This is a genomic window from Comamonas sp. GCA5 (genome assembly GCF_036541385.1).
Classification (GTDB): Bacteria; Pseudomonadota; Gammaproteobacteria; order Burkholderiales; family Burkholderiaceae_C; genus Comamonas; species Comamonas aquatica.
The window spans coordinates 1-19,563 of the sequence record NZ_JAZHFR010000071.1; the positions used below are offsets into that span (position 1 = coordinate 1).

Annotated in this window: 15 protein-coding genes and 3 pseudogenes; 1 reads left to right on the top strand and 17 read right to left on the bottom strand. The window is 51.4% G+C overall.

Going from position 1 to position 19,563, the window contains the following annotated elements:
• Positions 1 to 698: chromate transporter (locus SJH88_RS14650; RefSeq protein ID WP_274754898.1), on the top strand; the 698-nt coding region annotated here is incomplete at its 5' end.
• Between the two features lie 111 nt (positions 699 to 809).
• Here the strand turns inward: SJH88_RS14650 and SJH88_RS14655 are convergent.
• The 17 genes and pseudogenes from SJH88_RS14655 to SJH88_RS14740 form a co-directional block, all read right to left on the bottom strand.
• The gene (locus tag SJH88_RS14655; protein WP_043383344.1) at positions 810 to 1,154 is read right to left on the bottom strand and encodes a hypothetical protein; all 345 of its coding nucleotides are present in this window, start codon (positions 1,152 to 1,154) and stop codon (positions 810 to 812) included.
• On the bottom strand, positions 1,155 to 2,180 hold the full coding sequence (gene galE / locus SJH88_RS14660) for a UDP-glucose 4-epimerase GalE (protein ID WP_274754899.1): 1,026 nt from the start codon (positions 2,178 to 2,180) through the stop codon (positions 1,155 to 1,157). It lies immediately after the preceding gene.
• A gap of 33 nt (positions 2,181 to 2,213) precedes the next feature.
• Positions 2,214 to 3,592 (bottom strand): annotated as a pseudogene (locus tag SJH88_RS19795) (cytochrome P450).
• Positions 3,589 to 4,800, bottom strand: coding sequence for a hypothetical protein (locus SJH88_RS14675; RefSeq protein WP_274754902.1), 1,212 nt, complete (start codon positions 4,798 to 4,800; stop codon positions 3,589 to 3,591). The pseudogene SJH88_RS19795 and the gene SJH88_RS14675 overlap by 4 nt, the downstream one beginning before the upstream one ends.
• A gap of 3 nt (positions 4,801 to 4,803) precedes the next feature.
• A complete protein-coding gene (locus tag SJH88_RS14680; RefSeq protein WP_274754903.1) occupies positions 4,804 to 6,270 on the bottom strand; it encodes a capsule biosynthesis protein in 1,467 nt (488 codons plus the stop codon).
• A gap of 139 nt (positions 6,271 to 6,409) precedes the next feature.
• Complete coding sequence (locus SJH88_RS14685) at positions 6,410 to 7,312, bottom strand: capsular polysaccharide export protein, LipB/KpsS family (RefSeq protein ID WP_274754904.1); 903 nt, start codon at positions 7,310 to 7,312, stop codon at positions 6,410 to 6,412.
• Positions 7,240 to 8,496: a capsular polysaccharide export protein, LipB/KpsS family gene (locus SJH88_RS14690; RefSeq protein ID WP_274754905.1), complete on the bottom strand. Its 1,257-nt coding sequence runs from the start codon at positions 8,494 to 8,496 to the stop codon at positions 7,240 to 7,242. The genes SJH88_RS14685 and SJH88_RS14690 overlap by 73 nt, the downstream gene beginning before the upstream one ends.
• Positions 8,497 to 8,514: 18 nt before the next feature.
• Entirely contained in the window at positions 8,515 to 9,513 is a 999-nt protein-coding gene (locus tag SJH88_RS14695; RefSeq protein ID WP_274754906.1) for a CgeB family protein, read from the bottom strand.
• 40 nt (positions 9,514 to 9,553) lie between these two features.
• Positions 9,554 to 11,100: pseudogene (gene pgi, locus SJH88_RS14700) on the bottom strand (glucose-6-phosphate isomerase).
• Positions 11,101 to 11,467: 367 nt separating this feature from the next.
• Positions 11,468 to 12,325 (bottom strand): SGNH/GDSL hydrolase family protein, encoded by an 858-nt coding sequence (locus SJH88_RS14705; protein ID WP_274754907.1) that lies wholly within the window; start codon positions 12,323 to 12,325, stop codon positions 11,468 to 11,470.
• Between the two features lie 123 nt (positions 12,326 to 12,448).
• The gene (locus SJH88_RS14710; protein WP_274754908.1) at positions 12,449 to 13,183 is read right to left on the bottom strand and encodes a DUF6270 domain-containing protein; all 735 of its coding nucleotides are present in this window, start codon (positions 13,181 to 13,183) and stop codon (positions 12,449 to 12,451) included.
• Positions 13,184 to 13,207: 24 nt separating this feature from the next.
• Positions 13,208 to 15,178: a glycosyltransferase gene (locus SJH88_RS14715; protein ID WP_274754909.1), complete on the bottom strand. Its 1,971-nt coding sequence runs from the start codon at positions 15,176 to 15,178 to the stop codon at positions 13,208 to 13,210.
• An 8-nt stretch (positions 15,179 to 15,186) separates the two neighbouring features.
• Positions 15,187 to 16,338 carry a CgeB family protein gene (locus SJH88_RS14720; protein ID WP_274754910.1) on the bottom strand — a complete coding sequence of 384 codons (1,152 nt, stop codon included), beginning with the start codon at positions 16,336 to 16,338 and terminating at the stop codon, positions 15,187 to 15,189.
• A 45-nt stretch (positions 16,339 to 16,383) separates the two neighbouring features.
• A complete protein-coding gene (locus SJH88_RS14725; protein ID WP_274754911.1) occupies positions 16,384 to 16,890 on the bottom strand; it encodes a hypothetical protein in 507 nt (168 codons plus the stop codon).
• Positions 16,891 to 16,980: 90 nt separating this feature from the next.
• The gene (gene wecC, locus SJH88_RS14730; RefSeq protein ID WP_274754912.1) at positions 16,981 to 18,246 is read right to left on the bottom strand and encodes a UDP-N-acetyl-D-mannosamine dehydrogenase; all 1,266 of its coding nucleotides are present in this window, start codon (positions 18,244 to 18,246) and stop codon (positions 16,981 to 16,983) included.
• A gap of 44 nt (positions 18,247 to 18,290) precedes the next feature.
• Complete coding sequence (wecB, locus tag SJH88_RS14735; protein ID WP_274754913.1) at positions 18,291 to 19,409, bottom strand: non-hydrolyzing UDP-N-acetylglucosamine 2-epimerase; 1,119 nt, start codon at positions 19,407 to 19,409, stop codon at positions 18,291 to 18,293.
• 28 nt (positions 19,410 to 19,437) lie between these two features.
• Positions 19,438 to 19,563 (bottom strand): annotated as a pseudogene (locus SJH88_RS14740) (IS481 family transposase); the annotation flags it as partial.

Sequence of the window (19,563 nt, forward strand, 5' to 3'; positions counted from 1 at the left end):
CGCCCTGGGCGCCGCCGCGGCCTTGCCTTGCGCCACGCCCACCGAGCCCCCCGTCAGGCACCAGCGCCTGGCCCACCTCCAGCCGGGCGCGGCGCACCGGCTATGCCCTGCTGTACCTGTTTGCGCTGCTGCTGATCGCCTTGCCCGTGGCTGCGGCCCTGTGGCCACACACCGCCTTGCAGGCGTTTGCGGCCTTCTACCAGGCCGGGGCGCTGGTATTTGGCGGCGGCCATGTGGTGCTGCCACTGCTGCAAACGGCCGTGGTGCCCAACGGCTGGGTCGCGGCCGACAGCTTTGTCGCCGGCTACGCGGCCGCCCAGGCCGTGCCAGGCCCCCTGTTCACCCTGGCCGCCTACCTGGGTGCGCTGCTGCCGCTGGGGCCCGCGTGGTCACCCTGGATGGGCGGCCTGCTGATGCTGCTGGCCATCTTCCTGCCCGCAACCTTGCTGGTGGCCGGCGCCCTGCCGCTGTGGGCCCAGTTGCGGCAACGCCCGCGCATGCGCCAGGCCGTCACCGGCATCAATGCCGTGGTGGTCGGCATCCTGGCCGCCACCTGGTACCACCCGGTGCTCACCAGCGCCATCGGCAGCCTGCTGGATGTGGTGCTGGCCCTGCTCTACCTGGGTCTGCTGCTGTGGCGCCTGCCGCCTGTGGCAGTGGTGGCCCTGGCAGCCGGGTTGGGGTGGGTGCTGGCCTGAAGCCACACTCTCCGATGACAGATTCGATAAAAAAGCCGCACCAGAGTGCGGCACCAGGGGTGTAAAGAGTGAATGGACATAAACGGTTGACCGCGGCCCATCGGCTGACATTTATCGGATCGTCTGCTTCTCCAGCCCCTTTTTAAGCACCAGATCCACGATGGGCTGCTCACGCTTGTTGGCGCGCTGACAGTGTCCTTGCTGAAAGCGATCGGTGATCCAGATCACCGTGCGTGCCCAGCGCTGCTCGCGCTCACGCCAGGCATGGGAAGACACGCTTTCCCATGCATAACCGTTGAACACGGTGGCGTTCACAAAATGATCCAGCGCACGCACGCCTGCACGCCCACGCTCGGTCCTACCGCACAAGCCCACCCACCACAACACCAGATATCCCAGGATGGCCAAAGGCACCATTGCACACATCAGGGCAAAGCCTGCCAAACGCTCCTTCATTCAGCACCCTGTCTGGTAGCCATCCGGGTTACGGCTTTGCCAGCGCCAGGCATCTGCACACATGCGGTGAATATCGAACTGCGCACGCCAATTCAACACCGCCTGGGCTTTATCTGTCTGCGCGTAGCAACTGGCTACATCACCAGGCCTGCGTGGCACCACGACATAGGGCACCGGCCGCCCACTCGCATGCTCGAAGGCGCGCACAACTTCCAAGACGCTGTAGCCTTGACCTGTCCCCAGGTTGACCACCAGATGCTCAGGCTGCACCTGCTGCAGTTGCCGCTCCAATGCCTGGACATGACCACGCGCCAAATCCACGACATGGATGTAGTCGCGCACCCCGGAGCCATCCACGGTCGGGTAGTCATCGCCAAACACATTCAGGCACGCCCGCTTGCCCACAGCGACCTGCGCAACAAAAGGCAGCAAGTTGTTGGGAATGCCAGCGGGGTCCTCCCCGATCAGACCGCTGTCGTGTGCTCCGATGGGGTTGAAATAACGCAGCACCGTCAAAGCCCATGTGGAATCAGCCACATACAGATCGGAGAGAATTTCCTCCACCATCAATTTGCTGCGGCCATACGGGTTGGTCACAGACAAAGGGTGCTGCTCATCCAAGGGGAGATACTGAGGATCGCCATAGACTGTGGCAGAAGAACTGAAAACCAGGCGCTTGACGCCAACGGCTTCCATCGCACGAATCAATACCAGCGTGCCATTCACATTGTTGTCAAAGTAATCGATGGGCTGGGCGACCGACTCACCCACCGCCTTCTTCCCTGCGAAGTGCACGACGCTGTCGATGGCATGTTCGCGCAAAGTCTGCTCAAGAAGGGGCTGCGCACGCACATCGCCTTGTACAAACGGCACGCTACGTCCGGTGATCTGCTCAACGCGCTGTATTGAAACTGGGCTGCTATTGCTGAAGTTGTCAAAAATGACCACCTCATGCCCCTTGTTCAAGAGCTCCACTGCTGTGTGGCTGCCGATGTAGCCCGCTCCACCTGTCAAAAGAACCTTCATTCCTCAGCTTTCATCAAAGATTCATATCCACGCTCAACGCTTGCGCAGTTTCAGGCGCACCCCGTTTTCGGAACGGATCGTCAACCGGCCGACCGGCTGGGGCACATGACCATCCACAGGCTGCAACTCAAAACGACGTATCAGACACGCCAAGATCAGCACAGCCTCCTGCAAGGCGAAAGCGGCGCCCAGACACACGCGGGGCCCCATGCTGAACGGCATGTAAGCGTGCTTGATGGCGGTCTTGCTGGATTCCTGGTCAAAGCGGTCAGGATCAAAGTCATCGGGATTGACCCACCACTTGCGATGGCGTTGCAGCAACCAGGGCGCAATCACCACGGTACTGCCTGCCTTGACCTGCTTGCCACGCATGGGGCATGCCTGCGCATTTTCGCGTGCAAAAAAGCCCACTGGGGGAAATAACCTCAAAGTCTCACGAAAGATGTTCCAGACCAGTGGCAGGCTCTTCATGTCGCTTTGCGCCGGTACACGATTGCCCAGCACTTCCTGGATCTGCTCGAAGGCGCGCTGCTGCACCTCGGGCGATTGGGCCAGGAGGTAGCAAGACCATGTCAACGCGCTGGCAGACGTTTCGTGGCCAGCAAGGAACAGCATGGCGACCTGGTTGACCAGCTCGTCGAAATCGAAAGGCTGCCCTGTCTGCGGATCCTTGGCCATCATGAAAGCGGCCAGAATGTCCTTGGGCTCATCGTCAATTTCACCGCGCTGATGTGCCTCATAACGGGGCAGCACCATTGCGCGCAACAAGCTGCGAATCTCCTTGGCGGCCTGGCGGCTGCGCCAGCGGTGCCAAGGCAATGCAGCCCAGCGCACGCCAAACAAGGCGGGCAGCATCAGCTTGGGCGCCAAGGCCTGGTAACGTGCAAAAGCGTGGAACACGCGGTGTGCATCTGGCCCCTGCATGGGCTCTGAAAAATCGTGCGAAAGATGATGTCGGCCGTGACGTGGGTCATCTCCACCTCGATGTCGTACTCTTCGCCATCCTTCAGGGCATCGAGCCGCTCCAGCATCGCCGTGGCTGCATCGAGCATGCGCGGAAAGGCGACATGCAGGCGCGCCTGCTCAAACGCAGGGTTCATCATCGTCCGCTGGCGCTGCCATTGCGCGCCATTCGTGGTGAAGATGCTCTCTCCCAGCAGCGGCTCCAGCGACTCATGCAACAGACGGCTCTTGGGGAAATGCTCTGCCTCGGTCTGCATCACACGCTTGACCTGCTCAGTGTCATTAAGCATGTACAAATCCACGCCCGGCAAGTGCACCTCCCCCATCTGCATGGTGTAGCTGCGCTCGTACAGCGCATCCATCCAAGAGCGCCGGGCGTGCCAGAACATCCGCAGTTTGGACGCTTTTTCAGGATGGGGTTTGGGGTAAGCAGGACAAAAACGACTCATCGCACCAATCTTTTCGAAATGAATTCCATCAACAGGCCTTTGGAGGTGAGCATCGCAAAATAGTCATAGGCTCCAGGCAACTCGGAAGCCATCAGGTACTGAAAATGCATGCGCATCTTGTTACGGCGCAGCCAACGGTATGTGGAAGGGTGGAACAGCTTGTGAAACCGCGGAGAGCACATGTGCCTTGGATTGACACACTGCTTCAAATCGGAAGGCTGCGCCTGGGGCAAGCTCAATGCCACCAGATTGCACATGCCAAAACTCACGCTGTCACTGGGTGACGAAATATCCACCCAATACAAATCACGGTCTTGCGCCAACGCAAGCAACTGCTGACGCAAGACATCATCCGCCTGAGGCATCAGCGTGAACAATGGGATGCAGTTGCCCAAGGTCAGTAAATTCACACGCTGAAGCCCGTCTGGCCGTGCTTGCAGCCTGTGTCGCAGCGCCTTCACAAACGACACAGCTATCACACTCCCAACGCTGAAACCCACCACCACCACTTCGCGGTAGCGCGCCTGTTGCAACTGCTCGGCGACCAGATTCGCAGTGGTGGCCAATCGCTCATCCAGGCCCTCCACCGGGTGTTGTCCAGCCCCACGGCTAAAGTTCAGGATCCGCAATAGCCAGCTGACATGCAGCAGCTGGTCCAGCTTGTAGCCCCCAAGCAATACCAAACCTGCAGCCAGACAGCCAAGCAGCCAGCCCTGCCACCCCGCAAGAACAGCAGACCCCACCAGCAGCACAGCCAAAGCCATCAACAGGCACAGCAGCATATACACCAGGGGATAGGCAAGTGTCCACAGCACATAAGGCGTTTCTTTGTGCACTGGCGGCAGTGTGGCGCGCTCCTTGAAGACGGACACATAAGTGCGCCAAGCTTGCGCAATGACCTGCCATGTGTGCTGAGGCCAGTGTCGGCGCACCAAATCCGACCAATCCAGAAACAGGTAATCGCTGTCAGCTCCTTGACCAGCAGAAATCGTCCATATGGAATGCTGCAAATCTGCAGTGAGTCCGGGAGCCCAGCGCGAACGTGAGCCCACCTCATACGTAACATCAGCCACCAGCGACTGCTTATCCGCTTCACGGCGCATCAACTGGTGGTAGTGGCGCGCACCGCGAGGGTCGAACCCGCCGACGAATACGGTCAATCGCGCGCAGACTGGTTGTGTGGCAGCGACATTTTTCTCAATCGACACGCGCTAGACCTCGGATTGGCGTGCAACGGGCACTGACGTTGCAATCGATTGCTCTACGCGCAGCAGCTTGGGGTGGTGGACGCTTTGAGTCTGCGTAGACACTCGATCGTTGGCGACCTCTTGCGCCCGCAACGGGTGACGTGCTTCCGGCACCTCCTTGGGCCACAAGCGCTCGGCCATCTGTCCATCCAGCGCGACGCCACATGTCCATGGAACATCCTGGAGCTTGCGGTAAAAGTTTCCATTGAGCTGGGTGCGACGAATCAAAGCGCGCTTGAAACGCAGCAACTCCTGCGCATCTGGTACTGCCTGGCCGGCAAAGTGCCAGAACTGACGCAGCCGACCTTGAAAGGTCAGGCCTGGAATATCGTACAAGGCCGTTCCACAGACCTTGACGGGCGCACCATGACCCAAAGCCGACAAACCCACTGTGCTGTTGACGACCACGACACCGCGCGTGGCTTTCAGCAACGACGGCAAGTGCTGGTCATGGATGTACACCACCTTGCCATGTAATCCATAACGTTGCGTCAACCTGCGCAAGACCTTGCCATAGTTTCGATGGCCACGGTCCATAGGGTGGTGCTTGAAGACCAAAATAGCGTCCTTGATTGAAACACCACCGGCCGGAATTCCATCGGACTGCTCCGACACCCTGGCCTTGGCGAAAGAGCGCATTACATAATCCGCGAAATTGCACACCGAATCGAAGTCCGAGTGCACCGTAATCTGCGCGTCGTTATAAACCTGCAGCGGCACCAGAAAGAACTGCCCGCGCTGCTCCTGACATAGACGCTGTTCAGCACCTCGCTCCTTGAGCTTGAACCAAGCTTTGCGGCCGAAGGACAGCCACCACCAAGGCGCATCCAGCACCGTCATCCGCCGGTGGTGCAAGGCATTGTTCCACCACCATTGGCCCAGCCATGCCGCAAAGAAATAGGCCATACCCCACATGGCGGCATGCCAGAAAGTATTACCCACAGGCTTGGTGGCTACAGCCTCCGGCAGTTGCTGCGCCGCACTGCCTGAGGTCGACTGCGGCTGCATGGCCTGCTCCACCAACCAAGGGGCAAGGCTTTGGGCAAAGACCGAGTTCCCATTCACACCCACGGGTTCGAATGTCACGTAATCTGGGCGCAAATACCCCTCTTCGAACACACCCAGCGCACAACCCAATTCCTGGGCCAGCCCTCTGACACACGCATGTACCGGACGGCAATCACCAAACAGCAGCACCACGTCTATATGGTGCTCGCGCATGAAGGCTTCCAACACGTCAGGCCATTGCGCCAAGTCGCCGCGAAATGCATTCGCGCCGTGCGGATAAAACAGCCAATCCCCGGCATTGAAATTGAACTTGAAGACTTCGGCCCCCTTGCGCTGCAGGTCCTTGGCCAAGTTCCAGAAAAATGGTCCGACGGGTCCTTGCAAGAAAAGCACGCGCTTACCAGCAAAGCTCGGCAAATTCATGGAATGGGTTTTATAAAGTTAAGCGCTGGACAGGCATCCAGATCTGAAAGCCATGCAACGTAAAGCGCTGAAAACATCGAACGCGTTTTTGCATGCGGGATTTTACGTAGCTTCAAGGCCTGGTTTGTATAAAGACCTGTCATCGGGTACGCCGCAGACTTCGAACCAAAAACCCGATTTTTCTCCACTGGCGTCGCACATAGCCGATGCGCAAAGTTTGCAATCGCCCTGTTTCACGCAGCGAATCGCGCTGCTCCAACAGCTGACCCAGAACAGCTTCGCAAGTGGTATAGCCTTTGAGCACCGGATCCCAGTACAAGGGATAGTGAAGCAAGGCACATGCCACGAGCTCGTCGAGATTGCGTGATCTGTGTCGTCGTGGCACTGCCAGTTGGTCCTCGGTCAGCCCCCATCCGGCATAAAAAGGTCGACCGTGCACCACCACCCGTTTGCCGCGCAACAAGGCATCAAAACCAGTCAACGATGTCATGGTGACCACCACGTCACAGGCCTCAATGCAACTGACCACCGAAGCTTGGACTTCGACATGGTCCGCCACATTCAAAGCCTCATGGAGAGCCATCTTTCCACGACGATTGCCGCTGGCCACATCCGGATGCGGTTTGTAAACAATAAAGGCGTCCGGAAATTGCCTGCGCGCAGCCTGCAACAACCCCATGTTGGTGCACACCCCCGAAGCATCGCAACCAAACCGGATGGATGCATCGTCTTCCACCTGGCCCGGCACCAGCACCACTGGCTTGCCGCCGCAAGGCCAATCCACAGGCATCAAAGGCTCCAAGTTGTACTTGGTGATGCCATGCTCAACGATGAAGGACCGCACCGCCTGTGCACGACTTATGTCCTGCTGCGTCAATGCACGGGTGTTGAGCATGTCTTCCAACTCGGATGGCTGGCTGGGATCAAAATAAATGCCACGCGCATCCAACACGAAAGACTGTGGTGGAATCAAATCCGATCCCAACCCCACGGAGCGCACAAATCCATCTTCCATGCGTAGCAGGCGCACACCAGACTGCATCGCCAGACTCTCGAGCCCGCCGGCGGCACACGCCCCCAGCAAACCAGGCAGTCCTGGCCTTGAGGCTGCAAAGCAGCAGCTTCTTGCGTGTTCTTCACAAACAGCACGGCCCCAGGGCGCAGCGACAGCATCGGCTGCACATTCGCCGCCTTCCAGCGCCGAAAGCCCACCACGATCATGCGACCACCAAAACGATGGTTCACACTGCGCTGGCGCTCCAACCAGCGCATCACATCGTCAATCGCTCCTCGCTGGTGCGTCTCAGGATTGAGATAGCGTGTGTAGTGCAGATAGCCTGCAGCAAACAGTTCATCCACCGACCGGCACCGCCCAGTGCCTGCGGAGCGACGCGCCATTGCGGGGTGATCTGGCTGTCGATCATCCGTCACCCCCCAGCCGGCATACCAAGGCACCCCAAAACACGCTACCGGTTTGCCAGCCAGCAAAGCCTCGAACCCCATGGTGGAACTGACCACATAGACCTTGTCCATCTGACGGATCAATGACAACGGGTTCACCGCCTCTCGCAACACCACCACACGTGCACTAGGCTGCAGGGCTGTCAGATAGCCCCCCTTGCGCCCAGCACTGACCTCTGGATGGGTTTTGACGTAAACCGTAGCTTCGGGGTTCTCGGCCAGCGCAGCAGCCATCATGGTTTCAAACGTCGCGGCATCCGCGCCGCCCTTGGCCACGCTCATGTCGCCGGCCGTCTGGTCCACCACCAACACGCGCTGCACATCGTCTGAGCGCAGCATCTCTGGCGGAGCATCAGGCGCATGGTTGTATTTGCTGAGCGCGGATTTCAGAAACTGGATGCGAATCTGGCGCACCGTTTGAGCGCTTGGCTGCAGTACATCGGCATCGCTGGCCAGTAGAAGCTCCAACGCACTTGGGCGGGTGCAGTCGTAGTAAATACCCGTATCGTCCAGTACCAAGGCCAGCGGCGGAAAATTCTGCCCCGTACCAAAAGAGCGCAAAAACCCGTCCTCCAGCCTTAGCGTAGGCACACAAAGATACTTACCCAATTGCTGCGCCATACACCCACTGCGCTTCATGCCCCAACCCATGAATGCCGAAGCCCCAAAAAGGCCAGCAGGCAAATAACGCACACCATACGGCAGCAAGGCATCCAGCGCATCCAACCTGAAGCGCCACCAGCATCCACAAATCCTTGATTTCATGCTTTATGCGCCAGCTTTTCAAAGCCCAATCGTCTGCGCTATCTGCGCCAAGCTTTTTTCCCAAGTGTACTCACGCAAAACGTAATCTGCCCCTGCGCGGGCGCGCTCACGCTCATGCTTTCCACCACCTTTGAAAATACGCGCTAACACGTCGTCGCACTCTTCGCGTGAATGAACAATCTCACAATATTCAGAGAAATAACGATCTACAGACAATGCAGGATTGGTCACCACAATACATCCACAAGCCAAGGCCTCCACCAAACGGCGTGAATACATGGTGGGGGAATCAGTGACCGTATTGACATTGAATTGCACCAAATACTTTCTATAAATATCTGCTGTTTTTTCGTTGGAAACACTGTCCTTCACATCAATCCACGGCCACTCTGGGTAGCGATAGTTTTGCGACTTTCGGTCAGAGTTTCTGTCATACACCGTCAGCCCATAGGGCTGTGCCGCTGCAAACATCATGTCTTGCCAAGCCCTGCGCTGGTCGTGGATGTGATGGCTATAGCTCCCCACAAAGCATGTACTAGGATGTACGATATCGGAATGGGCTGCAGGGTGATGAATGGCAGGCTGCACCGGAAAAGGCAACACATTAATTTTTGCTTGTTCGCCTAAAACCTCACGGTAGCGAGGCACACAGTTTTCATCCACTGTAAAAACCGTGTCAAACAAAGCCGCACTGCCAATAAACCGTTCAAAATGAACGCCATCTTCTTTGTTCCAAAAAATGCATGGAATGCCAAGATTCTTTGCGCAATCAACAACTTTTTTTAATCCCTTGTTTGTTCTTTGCGGCACATCTGGATAGGACGCAATTTTATATTTCCAAGCGTTTCTTCTGCCTTTCCATGCAGACTCTACAAAAACAAAATCAGGTCTACAAAAATTTAATACCCACCAATAATTAATTGGAGTTATATTTATAATATTAGCCTCTGCCTTCAGTGCAGAATATGTTAATTCGTCAGATATTAATGCTATATTAAAATCTTTATTTTTTGACATTTATTATGAATAAATAATTTACCCGACAATCTGGGATGACTCATTCGAAAACCGAAACTACATGCAGCAAAAGTCCTGCCGTAGACGCATCCAAGCCCTTCACATCACGAGAATCCATGCGCACGCGCAAGTCCTTGGCCAAGTCTTGCCCAGCTCCACCCCCCACTGGTCAAAGCTGTTGACGCCCCATACCGTGCCTGCCACAAATACGCGATGCTCATGCAGGGCCAGCAAGGCACCCAGCGACTCGGGGGTCAATGCATCCAGCAACATGAAGGTGCTGGGGCGATTGCCCGGAAAGTCCTGATGTCCGGGCAGCTGCCCCGACCCGGCCTTGCTTCCCTGCATCAGTGCCTGCGCCTGGGCGAGGGCATTGGCCAGCAGGGCCTGCTGGTGCTCCGGCAAGTCATGCGCGGCTGTGCGCGCGGCAATAAATTCCACCGGGATACGCTGGGTTCCCTGGTGCAGCCACTGAAAGAACGCATGCTGGCCATTGCTGCCAGGCTCGCCCCACACCATGCCGGTCGTTGGATAGCCCACAGGCGTGCCATCTGCGCGCACCTGCTTGCCATTGCTCTCCATCTCCAGCTGCTGCAGATACGCCGGCAGTCTGCGCAAACCATGATGATACGGCGCAACGCAGCGCCCCGGCATACGCAGAAAACTGCCGTACCACACATCCAGCAAACCCAGCCATACCGGCGCATTGCGCTCCAGCGGTGCCTGGGCAAAGTGCGCATCCATCTCCGCTGCACCAGCCAGCAAACGCTCGAAAACCGCCGGCCCAACGGCCAGAGCCACCGGCAGTCCTACGGCAGACCAGATGGAAAAGCGCCCGCCAATCCCCTCCGGGATATGCAGCGTATGCGTAAAGCCATTCTGGCGGGCAATATCTTCGCGCGAAGACACTGCGACAAAATGATCGGGCCAATGCAGGTCGCCAGCCGCGCACACCCAGGCCTTTGCCGATGCCATATTGCGCTGTGTCTCGGCCGTGGACCAGGACTTGGAAGCCACGATGAACAATGTCCGCGCAGGCTCCAGCCCTTGAAGCGCCTGATGCAGATCATGGCCGTCCATATTGGACACCACATGCACACGCTGCCCGCCTTGACACCAGGGTTGCAGTGCCTGCAGCAGCAACTCAGGCCCCAGGCCCGAGCCACCAATACCGATATGCACCACGTCCGTAAAACGAGCCTGTTCGCGCAACTGCTGCGCCAATATAAGCATGGCGTGCAGGCCCACATGGCATTCGTCCTCTGGCACGGAGCAGCTCTGCGACGCCAAAGGAGCGCGCAAACGCACATGCAAGGCCGGGCGCTGCTCGGTTTCGTTCACCACGGCCCCGGCATACAAAGCATCGCGCCGCTGCACCAACCCGGCCTCCCTGGCCAATTGCAGCAAGGCCTTCAACACAGCCTCATCCCACAAGGATTTCGAGCAATCCAGCAAAATATGAGGTGCCTGCAAGCTCAAACACTCAAACCGGCCAGGGCTGCCCAGTGCCTGTTGCAGATTCAGCGTTTGCTCGCAAACGGTAGCCCTGGATTTCAGCGCCTGCCAAATGGGTGTATCCACACTCAAAATATCATCCTTGTCGATTTACATAGCGATGGCTTCTCCCTCTTCAGCCAAGGGAAAATACCAGCCTTTTACATTAAAAATGAAAAATAAAAAACCCTCTGGATAGTTTTATACCGTGAAGCATCCCTTACTTTTAAATACCGATTCAGGAACTTATATACTGGACATTATTTAAAATAATGTGTAAAACATTAATAACCCAAGATTCCATAAAATTATTAATCACATCGAAAATTCTCTACATTATTAGATTTTCCAAAAGAAATGAATAGAATTAGCCAAAGACACATTGACTTAAAATCAACAACATCTCAGACTTAGCCACGCTCTAAATCAAATACTCGAAAATCACAAAGAATATGCTTACCTATCTCAATATTCTAAATGTTTCTTCAAAGAAAAATTCAGCAACTTTAAAGCTTCCAGTTTCATTGAGATGAAGATCATCATAAAACAATGAATTATCTCCGGATATTTTCACTTCCAAATCGATCAAAGGAACCTTTTTTATGATAGATAAAGTTCTCAATTTTTCATTAAGCAATTTTCTCGCATTTATATTTTCCTCAAACCAAGCCTTGCTCTTATATTTGTTTGGAATAAAGTCCCCTGTGTATACCCCAGCATATGCACAAGTCGAAAAAAACAACTGGATATTAAATATATTACAGATCTCTAGTATTGCCTCCGCAATTCTTGTGAAATCTGGCCTCTGTAAATTGCCATCAAATCCACCAACAGCATCATTTCCAGAACTTGGAATTATATTTGAGTAGTATTCGCTATCATTCCAATATGTAGTCGATAACCGATGAACAGATGAGTCATTAGAAGGTAATACGAAAATAATTATTGATGGTTTTAGAGGAACAATTTTATTTATTAAACAGTTCAATAAATTTAGAGAAGTACTACCAGAAACACCTGCATTGAGCACGCGCCCAAAATTTTTTGAACCAAATTCCCTATCACGTCTTTCAATGATAGAAGGAAATCTATTCTTCTCATCTAGGAAACTACTCTCCACGAAAGAATCCCCAAGCATAATAGTAGTTCTATCCGCATGATCGAATAAATTTCCAGATTTTATAAAACCATTTTCATCTGTATTGAGAACATACCCCTTATCCAATAGACTCGGGCACTGCTCGAGTTGAATTCCCGACGGAGTTATAGTTCTTGAACTATTTAAAGAATGCTCTTTGAGACGAATACTTCTTTTCATGAATTATCTTCAAAATATTCTAGCAAGAAAAATCACCAGCACCGACAATCGAAAAACTATTAAACCATCAAAGTTTCGTTCAGTCGTCATACTTTAAAAATCGAAAATATCGTTAAATTTCATTTAATCATCATCTAAGTGACGAGATACACAAAAATCTTCAACACAGGAAATAAAATTATTATTAACCAAGTCATTAAAATGAAACGGTGATCGACCCCATTTATGATTACTCTGAGCAACGAAATCGCCAGCATTGTACTTAATGAAATGATCTCCGGAAAGCTCACTACTCAAAAATTCATAAACCCTAGAAAGCCAAGAATTCATGGTTGAGATGTACTTCTTCTGCTGAAAAATACATCCAGCATCATCTACATCAGCAAGAAAAACCTTATTGACCAAAATTTTATCAAACGCATCCAACTCTTTCATCACACTCTTCAACTTACCCCAGCCAGAGACCCATCGATCAAAAAAATCATCAGAGAATGGCTGAATAATTTTGGCATCTAATTGCAATTCAATTTTTTTAAATTCTTCAGACTCAGTACAGCAACCACCAGAATCTAATTTCAGCAATGGAAATCGATCATCAATAAAATCAAATATTACTGCATCTACTTCACTGAAATCAAAGTCTAAAAATTTCTTATTGAAATCTCTTTCAACCATTTTCCTTTGAAAAGGCGATTGAATTCTAGATAAATCAGCAGCTTCTACTGAATTTCCAGACAAAGAAGCAAATGAGGTACGAGCAAAATAATCAACAACCGTTAAGCCAGTGGATTCTCTAACAGTTTCATGAAAAGGATCACGAGATACACAAGATCCGAAAATAACAATTTTTTTTATCATCACGACAATCCGAGATACATTAAATTACAGCAATTCACGATACAGTTCAATTAGAGATTTTTCAAATTCCTGAAGAGGATAAAGCCTTTTCATCTCTGAAAAACCTTCTTGTGCATCCGATCGAAAATTGAGAGCCTCTGTTGAGTAATTTAATATTTTCTCTACAGCATCATCTTCTGTTTTAACAAGATAATTTTCACCCCAAAGATATTCTGCGCCGGGCCAACGGCGCACAACAGATAATCCATGAGCAGCAAACGAATCTGCGACAGCCAAATGGAAGCTCTCAAAACCTGGAAAATCAAACTCTGAATCGCTCATCGAGAGGACATAGCCAACGCGACGGTCAGCCAAAGCCTGTTTAATATCTACATGGCCATTAAAATTAACAGCCTCAGTCAATCCATTATTTTTAATAAATTGCTCACACTCGCGGAAATAATCCATCTCTTTGGTATCACGGGCAATCCAGGGCAATTCCTCAGGTCTTCGACCAAAGACCTCTAGACGAAAACGCTTATCCGTAGAATGCAGCGCATGCAAAATTTCTAACGCTCTTCGAAGGCCTTTTCGCGATGGCAATATCCCAATCATCCCCAAGGTATAGAGTCGATCTGGATGCCATTCCGTCTTATATTCATCAAAGCGCACATAATTCGGAATCATTCTTGCTTTGTGACGAGGTATATTTGGATATCTCTCAAGTAATCGCTCAAAAAACAGGGGAGACACAGCAATAACGGCATCTACATTTGCCATATTCATGTACTCTCCATGACTGCGACTCAACTCCATTCGATGCATGCGCACGACTAATCGCTGGTATGGCTTCTTGTTCGTCGCATACCATTCCGCATTCTTCAATAACCATTCACACCAAATATACTCTGCCCACTCCAACATAGCCCGACTATGCTTTTCATCATGAATTTCATGCCCTTTCCACTCATCAAAACGAATATCAAAAAACTCTTCGAGTTCAGGCACCGCATCTCTAATGAACTTCAAATCATGCCCTGCAATCAATAGGCGAGGTCTACAGTGCCTTCGAAAAGCTTCATAATCGTTATTCTTAGCAGCGTGCAGAATATCTGAATGTCTTTTCCTCCATTTCACATTAGAGATGGTTTCCCATTCTTTGCAAACAAAAGCATGAAAAACCTCGAGGCATGAGGTATCGATGTCTCCTTTATTACGGAATATGAGAGACTCTAAGGCGACACGTAACCCTACAGCCAGCCTTCCTTCGAGATAGTTAATACCAAGAGGCTTCAGCAGGGCTTGAACAGCAGTCCAAACCTGTACATGGTCTAATAGCTCACGTTTTCCATAGCGCTGCGTACTTGCCGGCGTTAGAGATGGGATTTTGTAATAAATATAGGTCGGCTCAGGCAGGTACTCAATATGCATAGCATTAACCAGAACCTCCGCGAGAAATACCGAATCCTCTCCCATGCGTAGATGCTCAGGCCAACGTATACCATGCAACTGCAATAAACTACGCTTGACAAAGCTTGTTGGAACTGTGCTAGTACGAGTTATGATCAGTTCACGCCGTTCATTCGCCGTATTTGAGCCATTCCACGCCGGTATCTGGTTCATACGTTTGCGCTCACGGCCGTTATCAGCAAGCAATTCGGATCGAATAATGCAGGCATTGGTACGCTGAGCCAATCCAAGTAACTGAGTTAACGCATCTGGTAGCAACTCATCGTCACAATCCAGAAAATATAGATATTTTCCTTTAGCAGCGTCTATACCAAAATTACGAGGACGTGAAGGTGAACCACTATTATTTTCCAGACGCAGTGCTCTCCAATTAGGCTCTGTCAAGCATGCTTTCCGCGTTAATTCATGCGTTCCATCGGTTGAGCAGTCGTCCACAAACAAAACCTCGTAGTCTTCTCTAGCCATATTAATGGCACGCAAAGAAGCAAAGCATCGACCAATTTTGTCTGTCGCGTTAAAACTAGGAATGATGACGGAAATTTTCATAACAAAACTCAAACAAAATATGCATCGCGGTATTGCTGCGCTGACTGCTCCAACCATTGCCCAAAGCGATCACGCAAGTCAAGCCAAGGAGCATCAGTCTGCGCACGACCAATACGGTAGCGCTGTGCAGCATCAGTCGCCGGAGTAATTGGGTGATCGACAGCATATTGCAAATGCAAAACTGCTCGAGATAGCCAGTCTGCAGGAGGCGGATTATTCGGGCGAAAAGCCAGGAAGTGACTCGTTTCTATCGGTTGGTAGCGATCCAATATTGCGTAGCGCTTCACATGGCTGGTGGACGTGACACTCACGCCATAGCGATTAAATTGCCGATACAGTTCCGCGACTTCAAGATCAGGCATTTGTGCTCCCGCCACTAGCAACAAGCGTGAACCGGATTGAAGTTGACCATATTGCTGGAACCAGGCAATGGCTTCCAATGCCTCTTCTTTCTTGTTGACAAGGCAGGTTGCCGTGACAGTGAATTCACGTGCCGCGTGTGAATACCCCATATTTTCAAGAATTTTCAGCCAGCGATGACGATAGGTATGCTCGCCCAGCACTTTATGCAATGCGCGATCACGTAGTAGATCAATATCAGCATCACTCAACGAGCGCAATCGGTCAGGATCTTTATCGGGATAAACGATCAAATCGCCAAACATTTCATCTGTGCCACGTGCGTAGTTTGAGATAACCAATGTATTACTGGACATCAACTCAAACACACGACGTGCAAACATGGTAGAGGATGCGGTGACAGTATTGAAATTCAGACCGAAGCGACTGGATTTATATACGGCAGGCATGCGCTCATGCGGCTGTGATGGGTGCAAAAATGGTTGATAACGCGTAGGCCAAATGTGCAGAGGATCAGAGTCACCATGAAAGCGATCATAAATTTCTAGCTCATAACCGTCGGCCCTGATTCCATCAAGAATACTCTCCATATCCTTGCTGCGCTGAATATGATTTGCATACCAGCTTCCGGCAAAGACCACTCTCGAGGAACGTTCTTCCCCTACCATAGGATTGAAAAGACGCGGGTTAGTGGCAAAAGGCAGTGCAAAAGCATTGGCCACACCATATTCTTGCTTATACCCATCTACACATTCCAGCGCAGTGGTAAACACATAATCAAACTCTTTTGCTGTTTTCACGAAATCGTGAATACGATCCGTAAAATGTGTAGGATCCTCCTTGTTTCAAAATATAGTCGGTATACCTTTTTTTCTGCAAAATGAAAGTATTTCTAGCAGAACAGTTCTGTTTTCTTTGGGAAAATTCTTACTAGCATAAATTTTCCCTTTCCATGGGCGCAGTTTCGGATCTGGGCCAGCCCAAGCTGATTCACAAAAGAATAATTCTGGTTGAAACTGCTCGAACTTCTCCTTCCAGTTTACAGGCTCAATTGGAATTGCAATAAATTCATCCGAGAAGCTGTTCGTAGTAAATTCATCCGCAATCAATGCAACACGCAGGCGATCCGCAAACTTCAATCGCTTTTCAGGATCAAAATACTCAGTCGATCGAATCTCTTTCACGGCTGAAGCAGCTTTCTTCTCGTGAAATTTTCTCTTGCAAATTTCGATATTGGCCAAAAATAAATCTTGGCCAAAATTTTCATTCGCTTCGCGATATAGCTGAAGTGCTTGTGAAAAATCTGCACTGCGAAATGCATTATGCGCCCTACTCACCAAAGACTCACTCACTATTTTCACCTTTAGAATTCGATAACTTTATGAATTTTTTCCAGAAAATTAAATTTCTGTTAATTAAATCGCCAGCATAATTTTTGAAATTTAAATTTTACAGATTCCTACTGCATCCACTACGCTACCGTGTTTTCGAATAGCCTCTAGCTCTTTAATGAAGGTGCCATGCTTTACCAGTACGCAGATCACATCTGCAGTACCCAACGCATCAGCAAGTTCTGCGTGCTTCAGGTTATGCAATGCAAGCTTTCGAGGTATTTCATGAATGTTTGGCTCTACCGCTAGAACCTGACATCCCAAGGCCGCAACTGCTTGGGTAATAGCTACAGCAGGACTCTCACGCAGATCATCAATATCTGGTTTAAAGGCCAGCCCCAAACATGCAACTTTTATATCTGCCATGGTATAGCCAGGCTTATGGGCGAGGACATCCGCAATTGCCACTTTCACCTTTTCCAACACCCATTCCGGCTTACTATCATTGACCTCGCGGGCAGTGCGAATAATACGAGCTTGTTCTGGGTTACTGGCAACGATAAACCATGGGTCCACGGCAATGCAGTGCCCACCAACGCCTGCACCTGGCTGCAGAATATTGACGCGAGGGTGGCGATTGGCCAGTGCAATCAGCTCCCAAACATTGATATGCTGCTGATCACAAATCATTGACAGCTCGTTCGCAAATGCAATATTCACATCCCGAAAACTATTTTCAGTAAGCTTGCACATCTCGGCCGTGCGAGCATTGGTAACAATGCATTCACCCTGGACAAAGGTTTTATACAAAGTAACAGCCATATCACTGGCTTTGCGGCTCATGCCGCCAATAACACGATCGTTAGTTACCAGCTCACGTACCACTTGCCCAGGCAGTACTCGCTCGGGACAATAAGCCACTTGCACGTCCGCATCTTCGCCCGCATGCTGGGGGAACGAGAGATCAGGACGTACCTCTGCAAGCCATTCAGCCATTTTCTCCGTCGCACCAACCGGCGAAGTGGACTCCAGAACAACCAGATTACCCTTTCGCAAAACGGGAGCAATTGCTTTAGATGCGGCCTTAATATAGCTCAAGTCCGGTTGAAAATTTTCCTTAAAAGGTGTTGGTACCGCAATTAAAAATGCATCTGCCTGCTCCGGGGAAGTCGTTGCGCGCAAAAATCCTTCTGTAACAGCAGCATGAACCAGAATGTCCAATTCTGGCTCGATAATGTGAATTTTCCCTTTATTAATGGTATCCACGGCATGCTGGCTGACATCCACACCAATCACTTTTTTCTTGCGCGATGCAAATAAAGTGGCGGTAGGCAGACCGATATAACCCAAGCCAATCATGGAGATGGTTTCAAACATACTGACAGTTTCCAAATACAAAAAATGGTGAAAAAGAAAACGACTTAAATCGCAGCTTGTAGCATCTTGGAAATGCGTGATGCCGCTTGACCGTCGCCATAAGGATTGTGGGCGCGAGCCATAGCTTGGTAAGCAATAGAGCTATCCAGCAGTTCAGTCGCGTTCTTAACGATAGCTTCAGTATTGGTGCCAACCAACTTGACTGTGCCAGCATCCACTGCTTCAGGGCGCTCTGTGGTGTCACGCATGACCAATACAGGTTTACCCAAAGATGGGGCCTCTTCCTGCACACCGCCAGAATCGGTAATCAACAAAGTGCAGCGATCCATGAGATACACGAAGGGCAGATAGTCTTGCGGCTCTATCAATACCACATTGGGCACGTTGCCCAGAATGCGGCGCACTGGCTCCTGAACTTGGGGATTTAAGTGGACTGGGTACACGATCTGCACATCGCTGCGCTGTGCCAGTTGTGCCAGAGCATGGCAGATGTTCTCGAAGCCTTGACCAAAGTTTTCACGACGATGGCCAGTCACAAGAATCAGGCGCTTGCTAGGGTCGATAAAGCCAAATTGCTCGGAAAAGCGCTGCTGCAAGGCCGTGTCGGTACGCACACGCTGCACGACATCAAGCAAGGCATCAATCACGGTATTGCCCGTGACATGAATGGTATGAGGCGCGACACCTTCTGCTAGTAGATTAGCTTGCGCCTTCAGTGTGGGGGCAAAGTGGATGTCTGCGATGGCGCCGGTCAGGCAACGGTTCATCTCTTCGGGCCAGGGCGCATATTTGTTGTGGGTGCGTAAGCCCGCCTCCACATGGCCCACCTTGATTTTGGCGTAATAGGCTGACAGGCTGGCGGCCATAGTGGTGGTGGTGTCGCCATGCACCAAGATAATGTCAGGCTGCCACTGCTTGTACACATCGCGCATGCCCAGCAGGACGTTGCTGGTGATATCGGACAGATCTTGTCCAGGCTTCATCAGGTTCAAATCAAAGTCTGGCCGTATACCAAAAATATCCAGCACTTGATCCAACATTTGGCGGTGCTGTGCAGTCACGCAGACTTTGGCGTCCAGTGCAGGGTTGTCCGCCAGGACTTTGACGACAGGGGCCATTTTAATGGCCTCTGGGCGGGTACCAAAAACGGTCAAAATTTTCATAACTTCAAGCTTCTAGATTGTTATAGGGTTATGTGTCGGGTCCCGGATGATTACGCACGTTCTTGACGAATAAATCAGGAGCTTTCATCTTCCATTTTTTGAGTGCTTGGACTGGGGCTTCATGCCCCAGTGCCTTTTGTGGCAAGTGGTGGTT

Excerpts from the sequence above, each read along its gene's own strand:
- SJH88_RS14655 (WP_043383344.1), bottom strand. The coding sequence starts at position 1,154 with ATGAAGGAGCGTTTGGCAGGCTTTGCCCTGATGTGTGCAATGGTGCCT.
- galE (WP_274754899.1), bottom strand. The coding sequence starts at position 2,180 with ATGAAGGTTCTTTTGACAGGTGGAGCGGGCTACATCGGCAGCCACACA.
- SJH88_RS14680 (WP_274754903.1), bottom strand. The coding sequence starts at position 6,270 with ATGAATTTGCCGAGCTTTGCTGGTAAGCGCGTGCTTTTCTTGCAAGGA.
- SJH88_RS14685 (WP_274754904.1), bottom strand. The coding sequence starts at position 7,312 with ATGCAGTCTGGTGTGCGCCTGCTACGCATGGAAGATGGATTTGTGCGC.
- SJH88_RS14690 (WP_274754905.1), bottom strand. The coding sequence starts at position 8,496 with ATGAAATCAAGGATTTGTGGATGCTGGTGGCGCTTCAGGTTGGATGCG.
- SJH88_RS14695 (WP_274754906.1), bottom strand. The coding sequence starts at position 9,513 with ATGTCAAAAAATAAAGATTTTAATATAGCATTAATATCTGACGAATTA.
- SJH88_RS14705 (WP_274754907.1), bottom strand. The coding sequence starts at position 12,325 with ATGAAAAGAAGTATTCGTCTCAAAGAGCATTCTTTAAATAGTTCAAGA.
- SJH88_RS14710 (WP_274754908.1), bottom strand. The coding sequence starts at position 13,183 with ATGATAAAAAAAATTGTTATTTTCGGATCTTGTGTATCTCGTGATCCT.
- SJH88_RS14715 (WP_274754909.1), bottom strand. The coding sequence starts at position 15,178 with ATGAAAATTTCCGTCATCATTCCTAGTTTTAACGCGACAGACAAAATT.
- wecC (WP_274754912.1), bottom strand. The coding sequence starts at position 18,246 with ATGTTTGAAACCATCTCCATGATTGGCTTGGGTTATATCGGTCTGCCT.
- wecB (WP_274754913.1), bottom strand. The coding sequence starts at position 19,409 with ATGAAAATTTTGACCGTTTTTGGTACCCGCCCAGAGGCCATTAAAATG.